This window comes from Natrinema longum, assembly GCF_017352095.1.
GTDB classification, from domain to species: Archaea; Halobacteriota; Halobacteria; order Halobacteriales; family Natrialbaceae; genus Natrinema; species Natrinema longum.
On record NZ_CP071463.1, the window covers coordinates 1,958,937 to 1,982,074 of the forward strand.

A 23,138-nucleotide genomic window follows, 5' to 3' on the forward strand; every position below is an offset into this window, starting at 1 on the left:
CGGCATCGGTTCGCGTCCTAGATCCAGTTCTCGGGGAGTTCGTCTCGGTGGTTCACCATCAACTCCAAGAGCGGTCTGATCTCGTCGAACTGTGGCCCCTTCGTCACCTCGTGAGTATCTCGGTCCCAGTTGATGAACCCGTAGTCTTCCAACAGCGGCAGATGCGTGTGTTCCATCTCGGTGAGAAGTGCTTCCAGTTCCTCGTCGGTCGTTTCAGTATCGCCGATGTATAGTTTCGAGTCGTCCTCCGGATTGTGGTCTAACATATGGACTAACAACCGACGACGTTGAATACTCGAAATTGATCGGAAAAACCGGTCGACCTTTGACATACTGGTGATTAATACCCAACGTAGTTAAGCCATAGCTGTTTTCACCCGAGCAAGTTCTTTTGATTAACCGAGTGACAACGGCCCGCTCACTCGTGCTCGACCGACTCGAGCATGGTCCGAACGAACCCGGATTCGGCCTCGAGTCCCTGTAGTTGCGGGTAGACCGCGACACAGATCGCGAAGTCGTCGCCGTGAGCGACGGGTTCGCTGAGTGCCAGGTAGACGTCGAGCGTGGTCCCCGCAGTGATGAGGCGAGCGCTGGCCCGATACCGGGCGAGCGTCGTTTCGGTTCCCAGCACGGCGACCGATTCCTCGTCGGCGTATTCGACGTCCTCGAGGCGGTCGTACCGGTTCTGGATCAGTTCGACGAGGTCGTCGGTCGAGTAGTTGCCGACGGGATTGAACGTCTTCCCGAGCACCGACACCTGTGGCGTGGTCAACACGGAGACGACCGCCGCCTGGATGCGCGTCAGGCCGAGCGAATCGAGCGCGATCGCGCGGTCGTACTCGGCGTACCAGTTGCTGGCCTCGATCGAGCGCTCGATCCCGAACCGGCCGACGGTTCGTTCGACGACGACCTCCTCGACAGTGTGTTCGTCGTAGCCCGTCTCCTCGAGTGCCGCCGCCGAGACGGTCCCCGGCGTCGACGAGAGCGAGTCCCGAACCAGCCCGGTACAGCCGGCAACGACCCCGGTTCCTGCGGCCGCTCCCGTGGCGAGCAGCTGCCGACGCGTGAGTGTCATCGGTAGCGACAGGTCGCCGGGACGGGAAAACACGTCGATTTCGGGGCTATCAGTTCGTGATGTTGACACCGTGGGCGAGAAACGGGATCGGCGTTCGATCGAGACGAACGAGTTGATACTTCCGGAGCACCAACGGTCGGCCGTGCACTCGAGTGACCGCGATCGGGTCGTCCTCGCCGCCCTCGTCTTCGCGGTGTTGTTCTCGCAAGTGCTGCTCTATCCGGGCGTCGCGACGCTCGTGGAGACGCTGGGGGCCGATGCGGCCACGTCCGCGTTCGCAGCGACGCCCCTCGATGCGAGCATGTGGTTTCTGGTCGCCGAATTCGCCGCCTACGTGACGTTCGTCGGCGTCTGGGGTATCGCGAGCGACGCGACCGGGCGGCGAACGCCGTTCATCGTCGTCGGGTCCCTCGCCGGCGCGCTCGGCTACGGGACGCTCGCTGCCGTTCCGTCGGTCGGCTCGGTCAGCTTCGAGGGCGTCCTCCTCCTGCGCGTCTTCCAGGGGGCGATGACCATCGGCGCGTTCTCCCTGACGATGACGATGTTGATGGATCTCGAGGGTGGTCACGGCCGGAACATGGGTGCTGCGGGGATCGCAATCGGGCTCGGTGCCGCGCTCGGTGCGCCCGTCGGCGGGCAACTGACCGAACTCGACCCGCGTGCGCCGCTGGTCGTCGCCGCCGGCCTGCTCGTCTGTGTCGGCGGTCTCGTCTCGCTCGCCGGCGATCGAACTCCCGAGGGGAGTCGGTCCGTGCGAGCGCTCGTCGACGGTGTCCGGCGACGGCCGGTGCTGTCGCTGCCGTACGCTTTCGGTTTCGTCGACCGGCTCACCGCGGGCTTTTTTGCGCTCGTCGGGACGCTCTACTTCCAGGAGGCCTTCGACCTCGACGCCGGGATGACCGGGCTCTTGCTGGCGTGTTTTTTCGCTCCCTTCGCGTTGTTGCAGTATCCGATGGGGGCTCTCTCGGATCGGTTCGGCCGGACGGTCCCGATCGTCGTCGGCTCGGCGTGTTACGGCGGGGGAATCCTCCTCGTCGGGGCGTCGCCGTCGGTTCCGACCGCAGCGATCGCGATGATCGGCGTCGGGATCCTCGGCGCGCTCGTCGCCCCTGCGACGATGGCGCTGGTCACCGATCTCGCCGACGAGAGCGAGCGCGGAACTGCCATGGCCGGGTTCAACCTCGCCGGAAGCCTCGGATTCCTCTGTGGATTCCTCGTCGGCGGAACGATCGCCGGCACCTACGGCTACGGACTCGCGTTCGTCGTCGTCGGTGGCCTCGAGATCGCGATCGCGCTCATCACGGTGCCGGCGTTCCTGCGCCTTTCCGTCGACCGGACCGAGGGGTTCCACGCGGGAGACCGTGGTGATGCCTGAGACGGTTTGCTGTCCCGGTCCCACCGGTAATGACGGACAGGAGGCCGTACGAATCCCCGGATGCGGGAGCGACGACACTCGCGCTGCCGAGGTCTATATTGTGGCATGTATTCTCATAACATCGTGGTGGTAGAAGGTATCAATTTTTATGTGCTCAGGCCCAACCTCCGGTGATGGCACGAGATAATGCGGTTTCGCGGCGGACAGCGCTGAAGCTCACGGGCGCAGCGGCATCGACGGCGCTCGTCGCTGGCTGTGGCGGGAGCGGTAACGGTGATGGCAACGGCAACGGCAACGGTAACGGCAACGGCAACGGCGGCGGTGCAAGCGAGTACGAAGCCGAAGCCGGCGAGGAGATCATGTTCAGCGCACAGACCAGTCACTGGGAGGGTGTGAGCCCGTCGGCGATCGAGGGCTCGGAGAACCCGACCATCGTCCTCTCGGAGGGTGAGGAGTACACGATCGGCTGGAACCAGGGCAACGGCCAGCCACACAACATCGAGATCGTCGACAGCGACGACAGCGTCGTCAACGACCTCTCGACCGAACAGGTCTCCGACGAAGAGCCGTCGGACCAGACGCTGACCTTCACGGCGAACTCCGACATGGCCGAGTACGTCTGCCGTCCCCACCAGACGCAGATGCGGGGCACCCTGCAGGTCGAATAACGCACTCGAGTACCCCGTCTCCGTTCGACGTTGGTATCGTCGATCGACGGACCCTATATCCGTGAGGGGGTCCGTCGGTCACCACGCGGGGATTTCGTTTTACTACCCCGCGTTCATCACGTTCGTAGTGACTCCTGTCGCTGGTCGGGTCGAGAATCGTTCGACCGCTAAAATTATTGAGCTCACATTAACTTTCCGACAGGTATGCGTATCTGTCCGGGACGGACGAGTCGTCGCTCGTCGAACAGTGCTGAAACTCGCGAGCGTCGCGACGGCGAGTGCGGGACTCGCGGGATGTCTCGAGGACGGCGGTGGGACCGACGAGCCCGCCACGATTCCCGAGGACGGAACCGGCGACGAGGGCGAGTCGGCGGCCGACGGCTATCACATCGAGCCCGGAACGGAGATCACGCTCAGCGGCCAGACGAGCCACTGGGAGGGGGGTACGCCGTCCGACATCGAGGGTCGAGCAAACCCGACGCTCGTTCTCGAGGCGGATGCCGAGTACGTGATCGGCATGGTCGACGGCAACGGCCAGCCACACAACGTCGGGATCCGAGGGGACGACGACGAGTTGATCGATGGCCTCGAAACGGAACCTGTCGCGGAGCCGGCGGGCGACCGGCTCCTCGAGTTCACGGCGAGTAGCGAGATGGTCGCATACGTTTGCAACCCACATCAGACGACGATGAGGGGTCCCCTTCAGGTCGAATACCGGAGCCGTCCCCCGACCCGGCGGCTGCCGGTATCGGCGATTTCAGAATCGGACTTCTCACGGCTCCGACAGCCGGTCCCGGTGTGGCATCAAAAGTACCATACCGCCTCGCTACGCAGTGGGCCGTACCGAGGTGGTTTGCGTGACCAAGAAACGCGAATACAAAGACAACTATCCCGACAAAACGCTGTATATTCCAGGTCCGACGGAGGTTCGCGACGACGTGATCGAGGCGATGGCCGAGCCGATGTTCGGCCACCGGATGGACCGAATGACGGACCTGTACACGACCATCGTCGAGGACACCAAGGAGTTCCTCGGCACCGACAACGAGGTTGTCATCCTGACGGGATCGGGCACCGAGTTCTGGGAGGCCTCGACGCTCAATCTCGTCGACGACGACATTCTCGTCCCGACCTGTGGGAGCTTCAGCGAGCGCCACGCCAACGTCGCCGAGCGACTGGGCAAGAACGTCGACAGGCTCGAGTACGAGTGGGGACAGGCGATCAAGCCCGAGGACATCCGGGAGACGCTCGAGGAGAGCGACAAGCACTACGATGTCGTCGCGACCGTGATGAACGAGAGTTCGACCGGCGTCCGGAATCCCATCGAGGAGATCGGCGACGTCGTCGCCGAGTATCCGGACACCTATTTCGTCGTCGACGCGGTTTCCTCGCTGGGCGGGGACTACGTCGATATCGACGACCACAACATCGACGTCATCTTCGCATCGAGCCAGAAGGCGTTCGCGATGCCGCCGGGGCTGGCGATCTGCGTCGTCAGCGACGACGCCTACGAGCGCGAACTCGAGAAGGACTCCGCGTCGTGGTATGGTGGCTTCCAGCGGACGATCGACTACTACGACCGAAAAGGCCAGACTCACTCGACGCCCGCCATCCCGATCATGCTCGCCTACCGCAAGCAGATGAAGTACATGCTCGAGGAGGGCCACGACGCCCGGGACCAGCGCCACCGCGAGATGGCCGAGTACACCCGCGAGTGGGCCCGCGAGCACTTCGACATGTTCCCCGAGGTGGGGTACGAATCGCAGACGGTGTCCTGCATCGAGAACACGCAGGGCATCGACGTCGCCGCAACTATCGACGCCGTGAGCGAGGAGTACGACTTCGTCTTCTCGAACGGCTACGGCTCGCAACTCGGCGAGGAGACGTTCCGCATCGGTCACATGGGCGAACATGACCTCGAGAGCATCAAGAAACTGACCGACGCGATCGAGGACGTCGCCGGGCTGTAATCCGGTATTTGATATCTCGATTGATCGAACCGAAACGAACTAGTAGAGCGAAGCCGTCGATCGACGTACTGCTTTCTCGGTGATAGTCACGCAACTATCACTGGCCGATAGTACCGCTCGCAGAACGCCATCCGCAGCGAGGGGTGACGAGTGATGGAGCCAGTTCCGCTCGACGCCCTGCCGAAATACTCCGACTGGGCGGCGTATCTACTCGACCCGAGCGGGGAGCCGCCAAGTGACTCGACCGCCTACATCGGTACCGAAACCTACGAGGAAATCTACGCTCGTCTTCTCGAGAGCTACCGCGACCACCCGCTTCCCCCGATCGACGCCGTCAAAGAAATACGCTCGCACGGTCGTTCGGACGGCGATCTCGTCTCGGAGGACCAGACTCTCTATCGAGTTGGAGTAGCCGAACTCGTTGAACGAGAGTACGACACAGTCCAGACGGCCCTCGAACCGCTCCTCGAGGGGGACGAAACGGTCCTGGATCTCGGATGCGGGTGGGGCTGGACGCTGGATGCGATCGCGTCTAAATTTCCCGGCGTCCGCGTCGTCGGCGGCGAGTACGTCCTGGCCGGCGTCGAATTCGCCCGCGAAGTGTTCGTCGACGGGCGCGACCGAGAGCGGATCGCGGTCGACCAGTTCGACTTCTTCGGCGAGTGGGAGATCGTTGACGCCGTCGATGGCAACTGTGTCGTCTTCACCAAGGGAACGCTGGTCACGCTCTCGGAGACGGAGTCGGTCGTCGAACGGCTTGAGACCCTCGCAGCCGAGCGATCGGTGACGGCCGGCGTTCACCTCGAGCAGGTGGGTCCGCCCCCGGAGACCGTGCTCGGCCACCTTCGTCGACGGTATTTACGGGAACGCGGGTACGCCGATGCCGTTCTCGACCGGCTTCACGACTCTCCAGAACTGGACGTTATCGACGTCACCTACGACGTCCACGGCTCGAACCCGTTGCATCCCCTGACGCGGGTTCGATGGCAGGCCCGGTGATTGACCGGGAGCAGTCAAATCGCATATGGCTATTGTCGGCGAGCGAGCGGTTCGAAGAACCCGAGCGACGCCGTTCACCGCTCGCGCCTGGGGCGCGAGCGAGCCGACGACTGACTCGGAACGAACGGAGTGAGTGGAGAGGAAGGAGGAGTGCTTTTAGTCGAGTTTTTGCCGAGTGCGGTCGCTTCGCGACCGCACGCAGCGCAAAAAGTCGTTCTTATTGGATGTGGCCTTCCCGACGGAGTTGGTCCGCGTCGCTTTTCTCGTAGCGCCAGGTGATGTCGGCCTTTTCGTCCTGCCAGTCCCAGGGTTCGACGAGGACGACGTCGTCTTCCCGGATCCAGATGCGTTTTTGCATCTTGCCCGGAATGCGCGCGGTGCGTTCCGTCCCGTCGGCACAGCGTACTTTGACCCGATTCGCCCCGAGCATGTTCGTGACGGTCGCGAAGACCTCGTCGTCCTCGGGCATTCGGAGGTTCTTCCGACCGCCCTCGCCGTCGTCGCTCATGGCCGTCGATTGGCGTTCGAGGGGTTTAACACTTTACCGATTCGATCGCCGAAACCGGGATCCGTCGCTACGGTGTTCCGCCGTCGCGAGCCCTCGAAACCACGCCGTTTATTTCGCTTGGCTCTGCACCCGTGGGTATGTTGCGAAACCTCGGCGCGCTCGGTATCGCGGGTCTTGTGATCCTGCTGGCCGGCATCGGGCTCATCGCGTACGCGGATCCGGTGATCGCCGCGGGGATGGCACTCGTCATCGCCGGTCTCGGACTGGTCGTCAGATCGCTGATCTCCGGCCTGCTCCAGAATTTCGGGATGTTTTGATTGTCTCCGGTAGAAGCCGTGTACAGCGGCTCAAGCGTTTTACCCCTGTCCCTCGTTATCTCCCGTATGGGACGAACGCTTCATTACTACGACCTCGTGTTGGTCGCTATCGCCGCGAGTCTCGGAGCCGGTGCCGTCGTCGGGTACGCCACGATGATTCCGTATCCGGCCGCGATCGCCGCGCTGGGAATCGTCGCGATCGGCTTCATTGGCCACGCGCTGTTCGTCAACGGACCGGTCGACGACCCCGCGGATCTCACCGAGGAGGTCGCGCTCGAGGAGGTGCCGACGGCGCTGTCGCCGATGACGTCGGGGCCAGACGCGTAACGATCGGTCTTCGAACGGACTGTCAGACTTCGTTGTCGCCGGCCCGGTGCTCGCTGATGAGCTGGTCGACCATCGCGGCTTTGCGGTCCCGCTTTCGGTCTTCGGCGCGTTCGCGCCAGTCGTCGATGGCCGCTTCGACGTCGTCTTCGCGGGCGACGGCGAGTTCGTCGACCTCCTGCATCGCGACGTCGTCGGCGGGACCGACCGGAATCTCGCTCTCGAAGAGGATCTCGTCGGCGATCTCGGACAGGCCGCCGTCTTTGAGGATGACGCGAGGCTCGAACTCCGCCATGAGTTCGGCCGTGGATCGGCCCGCGCCGCTGGCATCCCGGATGTAGACCACGTCGCCGGCCGCGATCCCGTACTGATCGTCGGCCTCGCGGATCGCCCCTTTCGTGAACTTCTCGACGACCTTGACCGGGACCAGACCCTCCTTTTCGGCGGACACGTCGCTGAAGTTCGAGTGATCGAGTTTCCAGAGGGCTTTCATCCGTTCGACCTTTCGCTCGAGGGTCTCGATGTCTTCCTGGGCTTCGTCGCGTTCGCGCTCGAGGCGGTTTGCCTTCCGTTCGAGGCGGCTCACCTCGCGGTTCCGGCGGACCTCCTTGCGCTCCTCGCGGCGGGCGACGCCGAGTTCGGTCTCGAGTTCGTCGATGCGGTCGTCGCGGTCCTCGATACGGCCCTCGAGGGTCTCGACGTGTGACTGGAGCCGTTCGACCTGTCGTTCCAGGTCCTTGATTCGTTTTTCCTCCTCGGTCAGTTCGCGTGGCTCGTGTTCGGTGGATTCCGCTTCGGGCTCCTCGTCGTCGTCGAGGTCCCGCAGGACGGCTTCGACGCTTTCCTCGCCGGCGACGACGCGGGCAGTGACCTCGCCGCGATCGATACCCGGCGGGAGTTTGTCGGCGATGCGGTCGAACTGATCCTCGTGGGCGTCGAGGGCGTACAGTGCGGCGGCCATCGCGTCGCGCTGGTGGTCGTCGTCGTAGGGATGGTCGCGCGTGCGATGTTGTTTCTCGTCGACCGGGAGGTCGCTCTCGGGTGTCCATCCCGCGGCGTCGAAACTCCGGCGGAACTTCTCGACCGTTTCGGGCATCGGCGTCACGTCCGCCGCGACGATGATCGGCCGCCCGCGCTCGACGATCCACTCGATCACCCCGGCGGTGTCGCTGGTTCGGGAACTCCAGACGTCGAGCACCGTTCCCTCGAGGCCGACGATGGCGACGGCGGTCGTCGTTCCGGGGTCGATACCGACGATGACGTGGTCGCGTCGTTTGACGAGCGGCTCGAACTCGATGCCGTCGCGGCGCTGGCGCTCGATCTCGACGCGAACGTCGCCCGCCCGATTTCGGGAGACGGGGATGTCGCTGGGGCGGGCGTGGACGGTGAAGACGGCGTTGGCGAAGCCGCCGTAGGATTCCCGCACGTCTTTCTCGTACTCGAGGTTGGCGTCCTCGAGTTCGGACTCGACCTCGCGGGCTCGTTTCCTGACCGAGCCGTGGATGCGGCGGGTGTAACGGTCCTCGCTCCAGCCGCCGCTGCCCGTCGAGCGCCCGCGTGCGACCTTGACTTCCGTCGTGTCGGTAAAGGCCGAGACCTCGTGGCCGACGTTGTGGGCGGCCAGTCGGGCGGCGGCTTCGGCCTCCTGCATCGGATCCTTCCCGTAGGGGACGTTGTGACGGTTCGCGACGCGGGAGAGCGGCTCGGGCTGTTCGGCACCCGTTACCTGGACGAGCTTCGTCCCGGCGGGGAGGGTTCCGAGGAAGTGGATCAGCTGGTCCTTGTCGGCAGCCAACTCGTACATGTTGTCCGTCGCGACGATCGCCGGCTCCTCGTCGTCGATCAGTCGCCGGAGTTTCCGATGGGTAACGACGTCTCTGGTGATGTCCTCGCCATCGAAGACGGCCAGTGCGTACGATGGTGCATCGCCGCGCACGTCACCGCTCTGAATATCGACACCGAAGACGACCGCATCGAGCGCACTCGTTCGCGTACTCACGGACGGTCATAGGTGCGAGTCGAGTATAAATCCGGCGCGCGTTCGGTTCCGGATCGCTCGAGGAACACCTCGATTCCCGTCGAACAGTATTACCGAACCGGCACGTACCGTCTCGTGGGCTTCCACCGCCACCGGGACGACGGCGAACTCGAGTGGATCCCGATACGGGCGAACCGAATCAGGGCGACTATAGGAGGTGTCCAACGAGCCAACGGAGTCCGTCGGACGAGAGTCGAAGCCGCGCCGCGAACGCCCCCCCCGGTCAGTCCTCCGGGTAGGGAATCTCGACGTTCTCACCGTCGTCGGGGACGAACGCGTCTTCGCCGAAGACGTCACGAGCCTGCCGTTCGTGATCCTCGGTATAGCCTGCATACCGGGAGGAGAGATGCAACAGCGCGAGCCGATCCGCGCCGGCACGGTTCGCGATTTCGGCGGCCTGGCGAGCCGTCGAGTGGGCGGTCTCGGCGGCGCGCTCGGCGCGGTCGTCGGCGAAGGTCGCGTCGTGGATCACCAGATCGGGGTCGTCGGCGACCTCGATCGTCGCCGCCGTGGGACGGGTGTCGCCGGTGTAGACGATCGATCGGCCCGGCCGCGGATCGCCGACGACCTGCTCGGGGTCGACGACGGTCCCGTCCTCGAGTTCGACGGGCTCGCCCTCGTGGAGCCGCGAGAACTTCGGGCCGACCGGAACGCCCAGCTCTTCGGCGCGCTCGCGGTCGAACCGGCCCTTGCGGTCGTCCTCGACGAGCGCGTAGCCGACCGAGCGGGTGTCGTGGTCGGTCTCGAACGCACGGACCTCGTACTCCTCGGCCCGATAGGCGACGTCGCCGTCGCCGATCTCGCTGATCCGGACGGGAAACGAGGGTCGGTTCCCGAGGGCGTTCACGAGCGATTTCAGCTGTCGGCGCGTGCCGTGGGGCGTGTGGATCGCGAGCGGCTCCTCGCGGTCGTTGAACGCCATCGTCTGGAGCAAGCCCGGAATCCCGAGGACGTGGTCGCCGTGGAGGTGCGTGACGAACAGGTGGGAGACGGCAAACCCAGTGCCAAACCGCATCATCTGGCGCTGCGTCCCCTCGCCGGCGTCGAACAGCAACCCCTCTCCTTCGCGGGCGACGAAGACGCTACTCGGGTTCCGCTCGGTCGTCGGAATCGCCCCGGCCGTCCCTAGAAACGTCACGCGCAGTGGCATCGGTAGCTCTTCGGCGGGCCGCGACTAAACCGGCTTCGGATCGCTCGAGCGCTCGTCCCGGTTTCGGTGCCTCCTATCGCACGTGGAAGTCGCCGTTGCTGGCGTTCGATCGGTCGCTGGTGGCCCCTCGAGTCGATCTTTCCGTCGGTTGCTCGCGGTCTGGGGCACCGGGCTGTTGGACGGGAAGACCGGCCACTCGGGGAGCGATCCGGTTCGACGCTGTCCGTTCGATTCGGTGAACGGGGCCAGAGACGAACCCAACTGGCGGCGATTCGAGTGAACCGGGGTGGCTCGACTCGCCAGCCTGCGAACGGACTGCGCGTTTTACGTCCCTCGAGTACGAAAGCGAAGACGACGACCCCCCAATGAGTTCGAGACTGACGTTCGGCACGCTCAAGCGAATCGCCGGCATCCTGATCGCGATCGCGATCGTGCTCGCCGCCGGTATCGTGGTCGGTCAGGCACCCGCCATATTCGGCGTCGAGGAAGACCCCGAGGCGTCGATCACCTTCGAGGACCAGCACGGCGAGGGGACGAACGTCACGATCCGCGAGGTCTCGCTTTCGGACGGCGGCTACGTCGTCGTTACCGACGGTGGCGACGAACCGCTGGCCGTCTCCGATCGCCTCGAGGCCGGCAGCCACGAGAACGTCACCGTCGAGCGCGACGACGACGCGAACCGCGAACTCGTGGGCCAGCTCACGGCGACAGTCCATCGAGATACCTCCGACGACGAAGGATACGCGTACGGCGCGACCGACGGCGAGGAGGACCGGCCCTACCTCGAGGACGGGTTCCCGGTCAGCGACACCGCGACGGTGACGACGACCGAGACGGACGCCATCGGTGACTCGTTCCGCGTCGAATCGATCGATGCGCCCGCGACGGCGACGACCAACGAGACGATCGCGGTCAACGCGACGATCCGCAATCCGACCGAGTTCCAGACCCAACAATCCGTCACGGTTCGCATCGACGGGGCCGTCTTCGAGCGACAGGTACTGGAGCTCGAGGGCGGCGAATCCCGGACCGTGAGCTTCGAGACGGACACGAGCGGCGCGCCACCCGGCAACCGGACGATCGGCGTCTACACCGACGGCGACGGCGCGGTCGCCGATATCGATCTCGCGTTCCACACCGATCCCGGCGTCACGATCGACGACGTGAGCACGGATCGCGTCACGGTCTCCGCGGCGATTCCCGAGGCGGGATTCGTCGCCGTCGAGCGCAACGACACGGTGCTCGGGACCAGCGGCGGGCTCGAGGCCGGCGAGCACGAGAACGTCACCATCGACCTTTCCGACGACGCCGCCGTCGACGAGGGCGACGAACTGACGGCGGCGCTTTACGCCGGTGATCCGGGCGACGTCGATTCGGCGTCGCCGATCGAACACCAGGGCGAGCCCGTCCGAACGACGGGAACGGTCACCGACGGGGACTCGGACGATGGCGCGACCGGTGGTGGGAACGAGTCGTCCGACGAGTAGCCGGTCGCTCAACCGACCGATTCTTACCCGCCCCACACCTAGCCGCTGGCGATGGACGCGCCGCTGTGGACCGAAACCCACGCCCCGGAGCTGGCCGAGTTGCCACAGGACGACGCTCGCGAGTACTTACAGCGAGCGGTCGAGGAGCCGATCAACCTCCTCCTGCAGGGCCCGCCCGGGAGCGGGAAGACCGCGGCGGCACGCGCACTGGCCCGCGAGGCACACGACGATCCGGACAACGATTTCGTCGAGATCAACGTCGCCGACTTCTTCGGCCGAACCAAGACCGAGATCAAGAACGATCCCCGCTTCGAGCACTTCCTCGTCGGTCGCTCGTCGATGTCGAAACGGGACATGATCAACCACGTCCTCAAGGAGTCCGCCAGCTACGCGCCCGTCTCGGGCGGCTATACCACGATCTTGCTCGACAACGCCGAGGACGTCCGCGAGGACTTCCAGCAGGCCCTGCGCCGGATCATGGAGCAACACCACCGGACGACCCAGTTCGTCGTCGCCACGCGCCAGCCGACCAAGCTCATTCCGCCGATCCGCTCGCGGTGTTTCCCCGTCTCCCTGCCCTCGCCGACCAGCGAGCAGATCGTGACCGTCCTCGAGCGCATCGTCGAGGCCGAGGGGGTCGACTACGACGCCGACGGCCTCGAGTTCGTCGCGGGCTACGCGAACGGCAACCTCCGGCAGGCGATCCTGGCGGCCCAGACGACCGTCGAGGACGCGGGCGAACTCACGATGAGCGCGGCCTACGAGACGATCGGCGAGGTCGGCCTCGAGGACGAAATCGAGTCGATGCTCGACGACGCCGAAGCCGGCGACTTTACGGACGCCCGGTCGACGCTGGACGACCTGCTCGTCGACGAAGGACTGGACGGCAACGAGGTGCTCGAGGCGATCCTCCGGATCGCTCGCAAGCGGTATCAGGGCGAGCGGCTCGCCCAGATCCACCAGCTAGCCGCGGACATCGACTTCGAGATGCACGAGGGAACGAGCGATCGGATCCACGTCTCGCACCTGCTGGCGGAACTCGGTCGAGACGCCTGAGAACTGTCTCCTGTCGCAATTCACAGATGACGGACGATCCGATCGACGAACGGCTCGCCGACCTCGAGACGGAGGAAGCGGCGGAACCGCCACCGGTCGGCGAGGGCTCGTCGGTCGACTCGAGCGAGCCTTCGACATCGATCTCGGTGTGGACCCGCTTCTGGGCCGCGTCCACGCTCGTGGCACACGTTGGTGTTTCACTCTCGATCGCGCCTGGTACCGGCGAGTTTCCCACGGACCGATCCGTGCTTCTCGCCTCGCTGGTCGGCAGTGTCGTCGTCGCCGAAGTCCTCCTTCGATGGTTCGGACCGGGCCTCACGTCGGCGCTCTGGGACGGGACCGTCACTGCGATCCTGGTAGTTATGGGAACCGTTTTGCTGTGGACGATCGCTACCGGTTCGTCTCCTCCAGACGGTGTATCCGGTCTGGGATTCCTCGTCGTCAGCGCCGTCGTCACCGTCCACCGGTTCGAGCGGCCGGGGACTCGGCTAACACCGTCGACGGCGTGAGATCGGGCGGCCCGGTTTCGAGGCGGCGATCACGACGCTGCCGCATTCACCGGCCAATATGGGGCCGGTACGGACCGTTATCCGATCGCCGGCCGAAGGGTGGGTATGCCAACGCTTCTCGAGACACGGATCAAGAACCGGTTTCGCGTCCAGCCCAATCACGCGAACAACAACGACACGCTCCACGGCGGCAATCTGATGAAGTGGCTCGACGAGGTGAGCGCGATGTCGGCGATGCGATTCGCCGGCGAGACCTGCGTCACCGCCCGCGTGAACGAACTCGACTTCGAGCGCCCGATCCGGATCGGCGACACCGCCCTCGTGGAGGCCTACGTCTACGATTCGGGCCGGACGAGCGTCCACGTCGCGCTGCGGGCCTGGCGCGAGGAACCCCGCAGCGGCGAGACCGAGAAGACGACCGAGTCGACGTTCACGTTCGTCGCGATCGACGAGACCGGCGAGACGGTCCCCGTTCCGGACCTCTCCGTCGAGACCGAGGACGGGGAGCGCCTTCGGGATCGCGTCCACGAGATCGAGGAGTGATGACCCGCGGACGGTCGAATCACCAGCGTCTCGAATCGCCTCGGCGGGCGGCTGACTGTCCGATGCCGATGCTGGCGCGCTGGGTCGCGGTTCGTCGTCGACGAACCGCGACGCGATATCGCGAGGGATGAGTGAGTGAACGAAGTGAACGAACGAATCGGTTGGGGAGGGCGTGGCGATTCCGTGCTGCCACGGTAGCAGCGCACTCACCGCATCAGTAACCCAACTAGTCGCTTCGATACGAACGGAAACTACGACGATCGCCGCTCGAGGACCAGCACGTACCGCGTCAGCGACCGATGCACGCGGCGTTCGAAGGCCGACTCGACCTCCCAGCCCGCGGCCCGCGCTTCGCCAGCCCACGAGCGATCGGCGACGACGACCGCCCGCGGCGCGACCCGACAGGCCTCGGCGAGCGCACCCGAAACGAGATCCTCGAGGCGATGCGTCTCGATCTTCGACTGGCGGCCGTAGGGCGCGTCGAAGACGACGCCGTCGACGGCGTCGTCCGCCAGGGGCAACCGCGTCGCGTCACCGCGGCCGACGTGCCACGACCCCCGCTCGAGACCGGTCGGCGAGGGCGCGTCGCGCTCGAGGAAGTGGGTCAGGTTCTCGCGCGCGCCCCGGACCATCTTCGCCTGCGCGTCGGTGCCGATCACGTCCGCGCCGACCAGCCCGGCCTCGACGAGGCCGCCGCCGGTCCCACACATCGGATCGAGGATCGTCGCCCCCGCTCGAGCGCCCGCCATGTTCGCGACGGCGCGCGCGAGCAGGGGATCCATGCTGCCGGGCTGGAAGAAGGGTTTGTCCGTCGGTGCCCGGGTCCCGAAATCGCGGACGCTCTCGGCTGCAAGCCAGCCCAGCGCACAGACGGAGACGCGCTCGCCCGTCGGCTTCTCGGGCCCGTCTCCCCCGGCGCGCTCGAGGACGGGTCCCCCCGCATCGGCCTCGAGATTCCCCGCCGAAAAGACGACCCGCAGGAGGTGATCGGGATCGTCGAGATCCACCGACAACCCGCGATCAACCAGGATTCCACCGAGTTCGCGTTCCGCCCGTTCCGTGCTCACGCCGCTCGAGCCGTGGACATCCGTCGCCCGCACCGCGATCGACCCCTCGCGGTCGATCGATGCGGCCTCGAGGACGGCCCGGGCGCTCGCGAGATCGGCCGCGCCCCGCCCCAGCAACTCGCTCGCGCGGTGGGTGTAGGCGAGGCCGCGAATGCGCCGGGGGACGATTCCCCCTGCAACGGCGAGTCCGGGCGCGATTCGGCGGAGTCCGGTCGCCGCGCTGGCCGCCTCGCGGGCTGCGAACGCGTCGTCCTCGCCGCCGAGCTCGAGCAGATACACGGTGGATGGTCGCTTCGGGGCGGCTATGAGCCTACCGTTTTTCACGAATCGGGCCGATCGGTTCGATACCAAATATCACACCTGTGACCCGTCAAACGCCCGAAAACCGCGCATCCCGGAATCGCCGCGGATCGTATAAACCGGATATATCAGGTGGCGGTACTAACCTTTATAAACCTTAAATACGTCTTTTTAAGCGACTAATGACGGATCCGAAGGACACCATCAACATCGAAAACGTGGTGGCGTCGACCGGCATCGGGCAGGAACTCGACCTCCAGAGTGTCGCGATGGACCTCGAGGGGGCCGACTACGACCCCGAGCAGTTCCCCGGTCTCGTCTACCGAACCCAGAATCCCAAATCCGCCGCCCTGATCTTCCGCTCGGGGAAGATCGTCTGTACCGGCGCGAAAAGCACCGACGACGTCCACGAGAGCCTGCGCATCGTCTTCGACAAGCTCCGTGAACTCCAGATCCAGGTCAACGAGGACCCCGAGATCGTCGTCCAGAACATCGTCACCTCGGCCGATCTGGGCCGCAACCTCAACCTGAACGCGATCGCCATCGGGCTGGGACTGGAGAACATCGAGTACGAACCCGAGCAGTTCCCCGGCCTCGTCTATCGACTCGACGATCCCGAGGTCGTCGCCCTGCTGTTTGGCTCCGGGAAACTCGTTATTACCGGCGGCAAACAGCCCGTCGACGCCGAACACGCCGTCGACAAGATCGTCTCCCGACTCGAGGATCTGGGCCTCCTCGAGTAACGCCGTCCGGCCCGTTTCGTTCGTGCTCGACCGACTCGAGCGGTGCCCACGCCGCCACTGCCCGGTTACCGCCACCGTCCGCTCACCGACGCATCTCCGGTGGTGGATCGACCGACAGCACTTCAGCCGTCTTCCATCTCACCGCCGTTCCTGACGACTCGCTGGTAAGCTAAACTTACGCGTTTTCGAGCCGCCGGAGCGGCCGTGGATCTCCACCAGCGTCCCTACACACTGCCCGGATTACGGTCTCTTCGAGCGAGTTATCGATCGTTCAATCCCATCCGAGCAGGGCTGATTCGACTGAATCGACTGTGACTCGACGAAACGACCGCTCGCGTTTATTCGGGATCGCGGCCCTGACTCTCACGTGCCCATGACGATCCACCCAGATCGAACGACACCCGCTTCGGATCGGTTTCACCTCGGCGGCGACGGCGCGCCCGGTCGGCGACCACTCGCACGCGAGACGATCACTCAGGTACTGGACAGCGATCGTCGGCGGGAAGTGCTCCGGTGCGTGCTCGCCGCGGACGATCCGATCGCGGTGCGGACGCTGGTCGCTCGACTCGCCGATGCCGAGCACGATCCGACCGTCGGAACGACGATCCACCAGCTGCGCCAGCGAATCCACACCTCGCTGTGTGAAACCCATCTCCCGTTGCTCGAGGAACACGAGATCGTTCTCTACGATCGCGTCCGGAACCTCGTCGCCCCGGCAGCGAACTGTAGCGCGTTCGACTCGCTCCTCGAGTTCGACTCCCTCGAGCGACCGATCGCTGCTCGACTCGAGTAATCCGAATCCCCTCGATCCGCGTCTCCGGGTCTTGTTCCCTCCCTCGAGCGACCGACCGAACCGGCTATTCGACGAGCCGCTCGATCTCGGTCACCAAAATGTCGCTCGCGCCGGCCGCTTTCACTTCGGTGATCGTCTCGAAGACGTCCCGTTCGTTGACGACGGCGTGAACCGCGACTTTGGACTCCGCGTCGGTTTCGTCGGCGATATCCATGATCGTCGGGCCACCGAGGCCCGGAATGACGTCGCGGACCTCCTCGAGTCGATCCCGCGGAACGTTCATCATCAGATAGCGCTTGCCTTCGGCCTGCTTGACCGAGGAGAGAGCGGTTCGAACCTCGCCGACCTTGGGGTCGTCGAGCACGTCCTCCCGCCCGAACAGTCGGACGGAACTCGCGAGGACCTCCTCGACGACGGCCAGCCGGTTCATCTTCAGCGTGGTCCCGGTGCTCGTGATGTCGACGATGGCGTCGGCCATCTCGACGTGGGGCGTGAGCTCCGTCGCCCCCGAAACCTCGACGATGTCGGGCTCGACGCCGGTATCCGCGAAGAAGTCCGCGGTGATGTTCGGGAACTCGGTCGCGACCGTTTTCCCCGCCAGATCCTCGAGGGTCGTGATGTCACCGTCTTCGGGTGCTGCCAGCACGAGTCGGCACCGGCCGAACTCGAGGTCGAGCAGTTCGGAGACGTTGTCGACGCGGGCCTCCTGTACCTGGTCGAACCCCGTAATCCCGAGATCGGCCGCGCCGTCGGCGACGTATTCCGGGATGTCGGCCGCGCGGGCGAACAGCACGGTCACGTCGGGGTCGACGGTATCCGCGTAGAGCTTTCGGTCGGCACCGTTCTCGAGGTGGAGCCCCGCCCGCTCGAGAAGGTCGATCGTCGGCTCGTGCAGGCGGCCCTTGTTGGGAACGGCGATTCGCATATGGCCAGTCTTCGGTATCGGCGGGCAATTGTCTTTTCATCCCGGGGATTCCTCCCCGCCGCATTGGATTCGCCGTATCGTACGGCTGCAGGGGGATACTCGGCGGCGGTACGGCGGTATAGCGTGGTGTCGGATGTTCCGGCTGCCCAAAAAGTGGTGAAAATCGTCGTCACGTCACTGGTTTTGAACGGTGCCGAGAAGTAGCCAGAAGAATACTGTTATCGAGGTTTTTGCTCGATTTGGCGATACACGAGACCTGGACCACGAACACGGTACCGTGTTTTTCACGGAGATAGTATGAGTATATTTTGGGTGCTCACTCGTTATCTCAAAAGAAAAACCATATCGTAGATTAAAAGAACTGTCGCTCCGAGCCCGATCGAGATGAGTATTGTCGTCACAGTGGTTGACAGCGAGGCAAAGACATGGAACTGTGAGAGGACCATGATTCCAAGCCAACTGAGTAGTTGATATTCTGACGTTGTGACCCCTATTGTATATCGGGCTATAATAATCAGAAGTGGAGCAACTATTGCAATCCCAAACACAATAGCATAATTCATATCTATTTTAAGATAATTTATGAAATTTTGTAGTTAGGAACTATTCGATCACAGAGATACAAAATCACTCACACCAAGGGAACGCAGTTGCTGTGACCTCCTCTGGATCGTCAAGATCAGTATTAGCAAATATGTATGCATAGCGGACACTACAATCCACAGCATCCTTAACAAAGTGGTTGATAGCACCGTAGATCGTGCATCCTGCCGTAACTACACCTGCGAACGCAACCGCTATCGGAGATGCAGCGACACCTACTCCGCTAAGTATGAGAGCTCCGACTCCTGATAATGATCCAAGGCTTACATAAACACAGGATTTCGTCAGATCGACCGTTGCGATATGCTCTTGTCCCTGGTTATTCATCGCCTCCTCGAGTTCTTCCGGCGGTTCACGTCCGTTAACGGGGCTAAAAACATCAACACCGAAGTCATACGCGTCGTCGCTGAGTTCACGAACTGTATCAACCTTATCGTCTGCTTCATTGTATGCCCAGTCAGATAGATCGCTGAATTTGTCTTCGCCGTGCTCTTTTAATTCTCTTCCTTCCTCAATAGCGTCGTCAATTAGGTCACGGACATCATCAAAGTCGGGAAGAGGATCAAAGATAGAACTAGGAGTAACCAAATCACTGTCGTGGTGTCCTAAGGCAGTGTGACTACTGGTGAATCCCTCTGATGTCTCAATCAAATCACTATCCGTATATAAGAAACCAACTACGACGTCGTCAACCTTAGCTTCGGCTTGTAGCTTCAATTCATCAGGATTATCGTCCGGTACGAAGGCAGTCAATTCAACGCTTGCATCATCGTTCTGTGCATTTTTTGTGGGGATTATAACGACAAGACCGGAACTCTCTCTGTCGTCTTCCGACGGTTCGAATTTGGACACTTCTGCTTGGTTGAATTGTGGCTGGAATCCACCGTCAACAACTGGATTATCTAACGCATCATATTGTTCGGATTTCTTAACGACCTCAATCACATCTGACTGTTCGCGATCACTAATAGATGTGTGTGGTTCATCAGCAGCGACGAGTCCAGTATGGGCAAGACCAGCGAATCCAAGACCGGCTGTTGCTGTTGATCGGAGGAATTTCCGTTTTGATATATTCTGTAGTCCTGCTCCGTAATCCGTTATTTTCTGACCAGACATTGATCGAACGGCTGTGTTGAATCGCCATACAGCGGTGGATTTCACTGTTTGACGGCCCGCTTGATGTTATAGACGACACACATCAGGGTAATTTCACGGAACTCTCGATACCAAGTACGCGCTCGCACGGCGTAGCCGAGCGAGCGCTTGATTGCGGAGTTCACTGTTTCAGTCATTGACCGCTGAGCGTACCGATCGTCGTCAATACGGGCGTTGTGAGCGTGATCGTAGGGAGCGAAGATCCGGTGTTTGATCAGCGGGCGAATGTCGAGTTTGCGGAGCTGGTCGCGGAGCGCTTGCTTATCGTAGCCCTTGTCAGCGGCAAGGGATCGCAGATCGCCCGCGTTCCGGCGGGCGATCTGCTCGGCGAGGTCTGCGTCGCTTCCTTCTAACGTCGTCGAGCAGTGAAGATCGAGAACAGCTTGCGTTGCTGTATCGACGAGTTTTGTGACTTTGAGCGTTTGAACGCGGTAATTTGTTCGGTGGCAGTAGTGGCGGCTCGCACGATCACGTTCGTAGAATGTTGCGTCGATAGCAGCGTGTTCAGAGGTGTCGTGCAACTGCGCCGACTGGCGCAGTAGCACTCGACAGACACCCATTTCGATCCGATCAAACGCCTTACACAGCGTAGATGGAGCGGGGAGATCGGCCACGTCAAGGCCGATCTCCCCTGTTATTTGCGGCATTTCCTTCAACAGATCGATCGTCATCCGGTAGGACGTATCGAGGTAAATCCGGAGGCAATGCAGCGAAATGAGGGCATAGTCGGCGAATCCGCCGCCACCAGTTGGGGCAGCGGATTCGCCTCGTTCACCCGTAACTCTTTGTGCAATCGAGACGCAACGCTCGGTGAAGCGGGAGATTTGTGTCATGGACAACCAAATTTTCCCGCTTCAACTCCTTCGATTTACTGACCTTCCCCGACGCCGTCTAGTGATTCAACGCAGCCGATCGAACAGTTACTGTGTTTCTTGTCATCTAATTCGGTGTTAATGTAATTTCTATATAAATGTTAAGAATTTGTATAGGGTATTGTCTATAGATATTGCAGTAGTGTCGAGTTGAGCTAATTTGAGGACCGAGCTGGTCGTTGAGTGTATTGATTAAGATACTCGCAGAACTCCTTACCACGAGTTACGAGGCGAATTTAGACGGATATTAGGAGAATAAGCGAATGGTAAACGGTCGCCTCGTGAGGTAGGCGCGTCCCCGGGAGTGGCTTGCCGCACTTCCTTGGTTCACGACCGCATAGCACTCGAGCGGGACCCGATCGATGGACAACCACGACCGCCGAACCGAGGACGATCCGGAGCCAGCGGATACCGCTCGAGCCGACGGTGACCGGTCGGACCGGGTCGAGGAATCCCTGTTCGAGGACGAGGCCGCCGACGCCGAACGAGGACGCGACGAGATCCGCGACCGGCAGGAGAACGGCGGAGACCACGCCGAAGCGGGCGGTCACGATCACGGCGGCCACGAGGCTGGCGGTGATCACGGTAACGGTGGCGACCACGGCGGCGGCATGCACGCCGGCCACGAAACGATGTTCCGGCGGCGGTTTTTCGTCTCGACGGGGCTCTCGATTCCCGTCCTCCTCTACAGCGAGACGCTCCAGGCGTGGCTCGGCTTTTCCGTGCCGGCGTTTCCCGGCAGCGAGTGGCTCACTCCCGTCTTCGCGGTGATCGTCTTCGCCTACGGGGGCGTTCCATTCCTCCGGATGGCCGTTCCGGAACTGCGCGATCGCGCGCCGGGGATGATGACGCTCATCTCGATGGCCATCACCGTCGCGTTCGTCTACAGCCTCGCGAGCCTCGCGGTCCCCACCGAGTCCGCGTTCTTCTGGGAACTGGTGACGCTGATCGACATCATGCTGCTTGGCCACTGGATCGAGATGCGCAGCGTCCGCCGGGCCTCGAGCGCGCTAGACGAGCTGGCCCAGCTCATGCCGGACACTGCCGAACGGATCACTGACGGCGGGGAGACCGAAGAAATCCAGGCGAGCGAACTCGAGGCGGGGGATCTCGTCCTGGTCCGGCCCGGCGCGAGCGTGCCCGCCGACGGCGTCATCGAGGAGGGCGACTCGGACGTCGACGAATCGATGATTACCGGCGAGTCGACGCCGGTCTCGAAGGAGTCCGGCGACGAGGTGATCGGCGGGACGGTCAACGGCGACGGCAGCCTCCGCGTGCGCATCAGTGCGACGGGCGAGGAGACGACGCTGGCGGGCATCATGCGCCTCGTCGAGGAAGCTCAGGAAAGCGAGTCGCGGACGCAGGCCCTCGCCGACCGCGCTGCGGGCTGGTTGTTCTACGTCGCTCTCGGCGCGGCCGTCGTCACGGCGATCGCGTGGACGATCGCGACGGGGTTCGATTCGGCGGTGATCGAGCGCGTCGTCACCGTCCTCGTCATCGCCTGTCCGCACGCGCTCGGGCTGGCGATTCCGCTGGTGGTCGCGATCAACACCTCGCTGGCCGCGCGTAACGGGATGCTCGTCCGGGATCGGATCGCCATGGAGCGGGCTCGAACCCTCGACACCGTCGTCTTCGACAAGACCGGGACGCTCACCGAGGGCGAGCAGGGCGTGGTCGATATCGAGACCGTCGACGGCGTCTCCGACGAAACGGCCCTGCGGCTCGCTGCGACCGTCGAAGGCGACTCGGAGCACATGATCGCCCAAGCCGTTCGCGAGGCGGCCGACGAACGCGACGTCTCGAGGGGGGCTGCTACGGAGTTCGAGGCGCTGAAGGGACGCGGGGCTCGGGCGACGGTCGATGGCGAGCGGATCCACGTCGGCGGCCCGAACCTGCTCTCGGAGCTCGAGGGGGACGTACCCGCGGCTCTCGAGCGCTTCGCCGATCGGGCCGGCGAGAACGCGCAAACCGTCGTCTATCTCGTTCGCGAGGGCGACCCGATCGCCGCGTTCGCGCTCGCGGACGTGATTCGCGAGGAGAGCTATCGGGTCGTCGACGCGCTCCACGAGTTGGGACTCGAGGTGGCGATGCTGACCGGCGACTCCGAGGATGTGGCCCACGCGGTGGCGGCCGACCTCGGGATCGACACCGTCTTCGCCGAGGTGTTGCCCGAAGACAAAGACGAGAAGATCACCGAATTACGGGAGCAGGGCAAGTCGGTCGCGATGGTCGGCGACGGCGTCAACGACGCGCCGGCGCTCACCAGAGCCGACATCGGCATCGCGATCGGCAGCGGGACGGACGTCGCCGTCCAGTCGGCGGACATCATCCTCGTCCAGAACAACCCGATGGACGTGGTCCGACTCGTGAAACTGAGCCGCGCGAGCTACCGGAAGATGCAACAGAACCTCGTCTGGGCCGCGGGCTACAACGTCTTCGCGCTTCCGCTGGCGGCCGGGATCCTCGCACCGATCGGCATCCTCCTCTCGCCGGCCGTCGGCGCGCTGCTCATGTCGCTCAGCACGGTAATCGTCGCGATCAACGCGCAGTTCCTCCGCCGCGTGGATCTCTCGGTGCCGAGTCTGCCGGGAGTCTCCGTGTCCGGGGAACCGCGCCCGGCGGACTGACTCGCCGATCGAACTGGTTCACTCCCGGCGGTTC

At 63.4% G+C, this 23,138-nt stretch carries 23 protein-coding genes; 14 read left to right on the forward strand and 9 right to left on the reverse strand.

What is annotated here, in order from left to right; all coding sequences use genetic code 11:
* Positions 1-17: 17 nt before the first annotated feature.
* Together J0X27_RS09660 and J0X27_RS09665 are read right to left on the reverse strand one after the other, a co-directional pair.
* The gene (locus J0X27_RS09660; protein ID WP_425491897.1) at positions 18-332 is read right to left on the reverse strand and encodes a DUF7344 domain-containing protein; all 315 of its coding nucleotides are present in this window, start codon (positions 330-332) and stop codon (positions 18-20) included.
* An 86-nt stretch (positions 333-418) separates the two neighbouring features.
* Complete coding sequence (locus tag J0X27_RS09665) at positions 419-1,075, reverse strand: DUF6517 family protein (RefSeq protein ID WP_207268939.1); 657 nt, start codon at positions 1,073-1,075, stop codon at positions 419-421.
* Between the two features lie 142 nt (positions 1,076-1,217).
* Here J0X27_RS09665 and J0X27_RS09670 point away from each other — a divergent pair, with 142 nt between their 5' ends.
* From J0X27_RS09670 to J0X27_RS09685, 4 genes are all read left to right on the forward strand, one after another.
* A complete protein-coding gene (locus tag J0X27_RS09670) occupies positions 1,218-2,450 on the forward strand; it encodes an MFS transporter (protein WP_207268940.1) in 1,233 nt (410 codons plus the stop codon).
* Between the two features lie 173 nt (positions 2,451-2,623).
* Positions 2,624-3,118: a plastocyanin/azurin family copper-binding protein gene (locus J0X27_RS09675; protein WP_207268941.1), complete on the forward strand. Its 495-nt coding sequence runs from the start codon at positions 2,624-2,626 to the stop codon at positions 3,116-3,118.
* 857 nt (positions 3,119-3,975) lie between these two features.
* Positions 3,976-5,088 (forward strand): pyridoxal-phosphate-dependent aminotransferase family protein, encoded by a 1,113-nt coding sequence (locus J0X27_RS09680; protein ID WP_207268942.1) that lies wholly within the window; start codon positions 3,976-3,978, stop codon positions 5,086-5,088.
* 153 nt (positions 5,089-5,241) lie between these two features.
* Positions 5,242-6,087, forward strand: coding sequence for a class I SAM-dependent methyltransferase (locus J0X27_RS09685; protein WP_207268943.1), 846 nt, complete (start codon positions 5,242-5,244; stop codon positions 6,085-6,087).
* 217 nt (positions 6,088-6,304) lie between these two features.
* On the opposite strand, the gene eif1A is transcribed toward J0X27_RS09685, so the two are convergent.
* On the reverse strand, positions 6,305-6,595 hold the full coding sequence (gene eif1A / locus J0X27_RS09690; RefSeq protein ID WP_124196678.1) for a translation initiation factor eIF-1A: 291 nt from the start codon (positions 6,593-6,595) through the stop codon (positions 6,305-6,307).
* A gap of 137 nt (positions 6,596-6,732) precedes the next feature.
* Here eif1A and J0X27_RS09695 point away from each other — a divergent pair, with 137 nt between their 5' ends.
* Entirely contained in the window at positions 6,733-6,912 is a 180-nt protein-coding gene (locus tag J0X27_RS09695; RefSeq protein WP_097380804.1) for a DUF7470 family protein, read from the forward strand.
* 66 nt (positions 6,913-6,978) lie between these two features.
* Positions 6,979-7,239 (forward strand): DUF8015 family protein, encoded by a 261-nt coding sequence (locus J0X27_RS09700; RefSeq protein ID WP_207268944.1) that lies wholly within the window; start codon positions 6,979-6,981, stop codon positions 7,237-7,239.
* A 22-nt stretch (positions 7,240-7,261) separates the two neighbouring features.
* Here the strand turns inward: J0X27_RS09700 and J0X27_RS09705 are convergent, their stop codons facing one another.
* Positions 7,262-9,235, reverse strand: coding sequence for a DUF460 domain-containing protein (locus tag J0X27_RS09705; RefSeq protein WP_207268945.1), 1,974 nt, complete (start codon positions 9,233-9,235; stop codon positions 7,262-7,264).
* 262 nt (positions 9,236-9,497) lie between these two features.
* Positions 9,498-10,424: a ribonuclease Z gene (rnz, locus tag J0X27_RS09710; RefSeq protein WP_207268946.1), complete on the reverse strand. Its 927-nt coding sequence runs from the start codon at positions 10,422-10,424 to the stop codon at positions 9,498-9,500.
* A gap of 82 nt (positions 10,425-10,506) precedes the next feature.
* Between rnz and J0X27_RS09715 the strand changes: the two genes are divergently transcribed.
* From J0X27_RS09715 to J0X27_RS09735, 5 genes are all read left to right on the forward strand, one after another.
* A complete protein-coding gene (locus J0X27_RS09715) occupies positions 10,507-10,704 on the forward strand; it encodes a hypothetical protein (RefSeq protein WP_207268947.1) in 198 nt (65 codons plus the stop codon).
* A gap of 85 nt (positions 10,705-10,789) precedes the next feature.
* Positions 10,790-11,911: a DUF7282 domain-containing protein gene (locus J0X27_RS09720; RefSeq protein ID WP_207268948.1), complete on the forward strand. Its 1,122-nt coding sequence runs from the start codon at positions 10,790-10,792 to the stop codon at positions 11,909-11,911.
* 51 nt (positions 11,912-11,962) lie between these two features.
* Positions 11,963-12,967: an AAA family ATPase gene (locus J0X27_RS09725; RefSeq protein WP_207268950.1), complete on the forward strand. Its 1,005-nt coding sequence runs from the start codon at positions 11,963-11,965 to the stop codon at positions 12,965-12,967.
* A 26-nt stretch (positions 12,968-12,993) separates the two neighbouring features.
* Positions 12,994-13,476, forward strand: coding sequence for a hypothetical protein (locus J0X27_RS09730; protein ID WP_207268951.1), 483 nt, complete (start codon positions 12,994-12,996; stop codon positions 13,474-13,476).
* Positions 13,477-13,581: 105 nt separating this feature from the next.
* On the forward strand, positions 13,582-14,019 hold the full coding sequence (locus tag J0X27_RS09735; protein ID WP_207268952.1) for an acyl-CoA thioesterase: 438 nt from the start codon (positions 13,582-13,584) through the stop codon (positions 14,017-14,019).
* Positions 14,020-14,270: 251 nt separating this feature from the next.
* Here the strand turns inward: J0X27_RS09735 and J0X27_RS09740 are convergent, their stop codons facing one another.
* Entirely contained in the window at positions 14,271-15,365 is a 1,095-nt protein-coding gene (locus tag J0X27_RS09740; protein WP_207268953.1) for a THUMP domain-containing protein, read from the reverse strand.
* A gap of 203 nt (positions 15,366-15,568) precedes the next feature.
* On the opposite strand from J0X27_RS09740, the gene J0X27_RS09745 reads away from it, so the two are divergent.
* Together J0X27_RS09745 and J0X27_RS09750 are read left to right on the forward strand one after the other, a co-directional pair.
* The gene (locus J0X27_RS09745) at positions 15,569-16,129 is read left to right on the forward strand and encodes a TATA-box-binding protein (RefSeq protein ID WP_097380787.1); all 561 of its coding nucleotides are present in this window, start codon (positions 15,569-15,571) and stop codon (positions 16,127-16,129) included.
* A 373-nt stretch (positions 16,130-16,502) separates the two neighbouring features.
* The gene (locus J0X27_RS09750) at positions 16,503-16,922 is read left to right on the forward strand and encodes a DUF7344 domain-containing protein (protein ID WP_207268955.1); all 420 of its coding nucleotides are present in this window, start codon (positions 16,503-16,505) and stop codon (positions 16,920-16,922) included.
* Positions 16,923-16,986: 64 nt separating this feature from the next.
* Here J0X27_RS09750 and hisG read toward each other — a convergent pair whose 3' ends face one another.
* From hisG to J0X27_RS09765, 3 genes are all read right to left on the reverse strand, one after another.
* A complete protein-coding gene (gene hisG, locus J0X27_RS09755; protein WP_207268956.1) occupies positions 16,987-17,847 on the reverse strand; it encodes an ATP phosphoribosyltransferase in 861 nt (286 codons plus the stop codon).
* A 627-nt stretch (positions 17,848-18,474) separates the two neighbouring features.
* A complete protein-coding gene (locus J0X27_RS09760; protein ID WP_207268958.1) occupies positions 18,475-19,566 on the reverse strand; it encodes a hypothetical protein in 1,092 nt (363 codons plus the stop codon).
* A gap of 41 nt (positions 19,567-19,607) precedes the next feature.
* Positions 19,608-20,438 carry an IS5 family transposase gene (locus J0X27_RS09765; RefSeq protein WP_207268959.1) on the reverse strand — a complete coding sequence of 277 codons (831 nt, stop codon included), beginning with the start codon at positions 20,436-20,438 and terminating at the stop codon, positions 19,608-19,610.
* A gap of 401 nt (positions 20,439-20,839) precedes the next feature.
* On the opposite strand from J0X27_RS09765, the gene J0X27_RS09770 reads away from it, so the two are divergent.
* Positions 20,840-23,104, forward strand: a complete 2,265-nt coding sequence (locus J0X27_RS09770) for a copper-translocating P-type ATPase (RefSeq protein ID WP_425491898.1) — start codon at positions 20,840-20,842, stop codon at positions 23,102-23,104.
* Positions 23,105-23,138 lie beyond the last annotated feature (34 nt).

Coding starts and splice junctions, on each gene's coding strand:
- J0X27_RS09660 (WP_425491897.1), bottom strand. CDS start 332: ATGTCAAAGGTCGACCGGTTTTTCCGATCAATTTCGAGTATTCAACGT.
- J0X27_RS09665 (WP_207268939.1), bottom strand. CDS start 1,075: ATGACACTCACGCGTCGGCAGCTGCTCGCCACGGGAGCGGCCGCAGGA.
- J0X27_RS09675 (WP_207268941.1), top strand. CDS start 2,624: ATGGCACGAGATAATGCGGTTTCGCGGCGGACAGCGCTGAAGCTCACG.
- J0X27_RS09685 (WP_207268943.1), top strand. CDS start 5,242: ATGGAGCCAGTTCCGCTCGACGCCCTGCCGAAATACTCCGACTGGGCG.
- eif1A (WP_124196678.1), bottom strand. CDS start 6,595: ATGAGCGACGACGGCGAGGGCGGTCGGAAGAACCTCCGAATGCCCGAG.
- J0X27_RS09695 (WP_097380804.1), top strand. CDS start 6,733: ATGTTGCGAAACCTCGGCGCGCTCGGTATCGCGGGTCTTGTGATCCTG.
- J0X27_RS09700 (WP_207268944.1), top strand. CDS start 6,979: ATGGGACGAACGCTTCATTACTACGACCTCGTGTTGGTCGCTATCGCC.
- rnz (WP_207268946.1), bottom strand. CDS start 10,424: ATGCCACTGCGCGTGACGTTTCTAGGGACGGCCGGGGCGATTCCGACG.
- J0X27_RS09720 (WP_207268948.1), top strand. CDS start 10,790: ATGAGTTCGAGACTGACGTTCGGCACGCTCAAGCGAATCGCCGGCATC.
- J0X27_RS09725 (WP_207268950.1), top strand. CDS start 11,963: ATGGACGCGCCGCTGTGGACCGAAACCCACGCCCCGGAGCTGGCCGAG.
- J0X27_RS09730 (WP_207268951.1), top strand. CDS start 12,994: ATGACGGACGATCCGATCGACGAACGGCTCGCCGACCTCGAGACGGAG.
- J0X27_RS09735 (WP_207268952.1), top strand. CDS start 13,582: ATGCCAACGCTTCTCGAGACACGGATCAAGAACCGGTTTCGCGTCCAG.
- J0X27_RS09745 (WP_097380787.1), top strand. CDS start 15,569: ATGACGGATCCGAAGGACACCATCAACATCGAAAACGTGGTGGCGTCG.
- J0X27_RS09750 (WP_207268955.1), top strand. CDS start 16,503: ATGACGATCCACCCAGATCGAACGACACCCGCTTCGGATCGGTTTCAC.
- hisG (WP_207268956.1), bottom strand. CDS start 17,847: ATGCGAATCGCCGTTCCCAACAAGGGCCGCCTGCACGAGCCGACGATC.
- J0X27_RS09760 (WP_207268958.1), bottom strand. CDS start 19,566: ATGTCTGGTCAGAAAATAACGGATTACGGAGCAGGACTACAGAATATA.
- J0X27_RS09765 (WP_207268959.1), bottom strand. CDS start 20,438: ATGACACAAATCTCCCGCTTCACCGAGCGTTGCGTCTCGATTGCACAA.
- J0X27_RS09770 (WP_425491898.1), top strand. CDS start 20,840: ATGGACAACCACGACCGCCGAACCGAGGACGATCCGGAGCCAGCGGAT.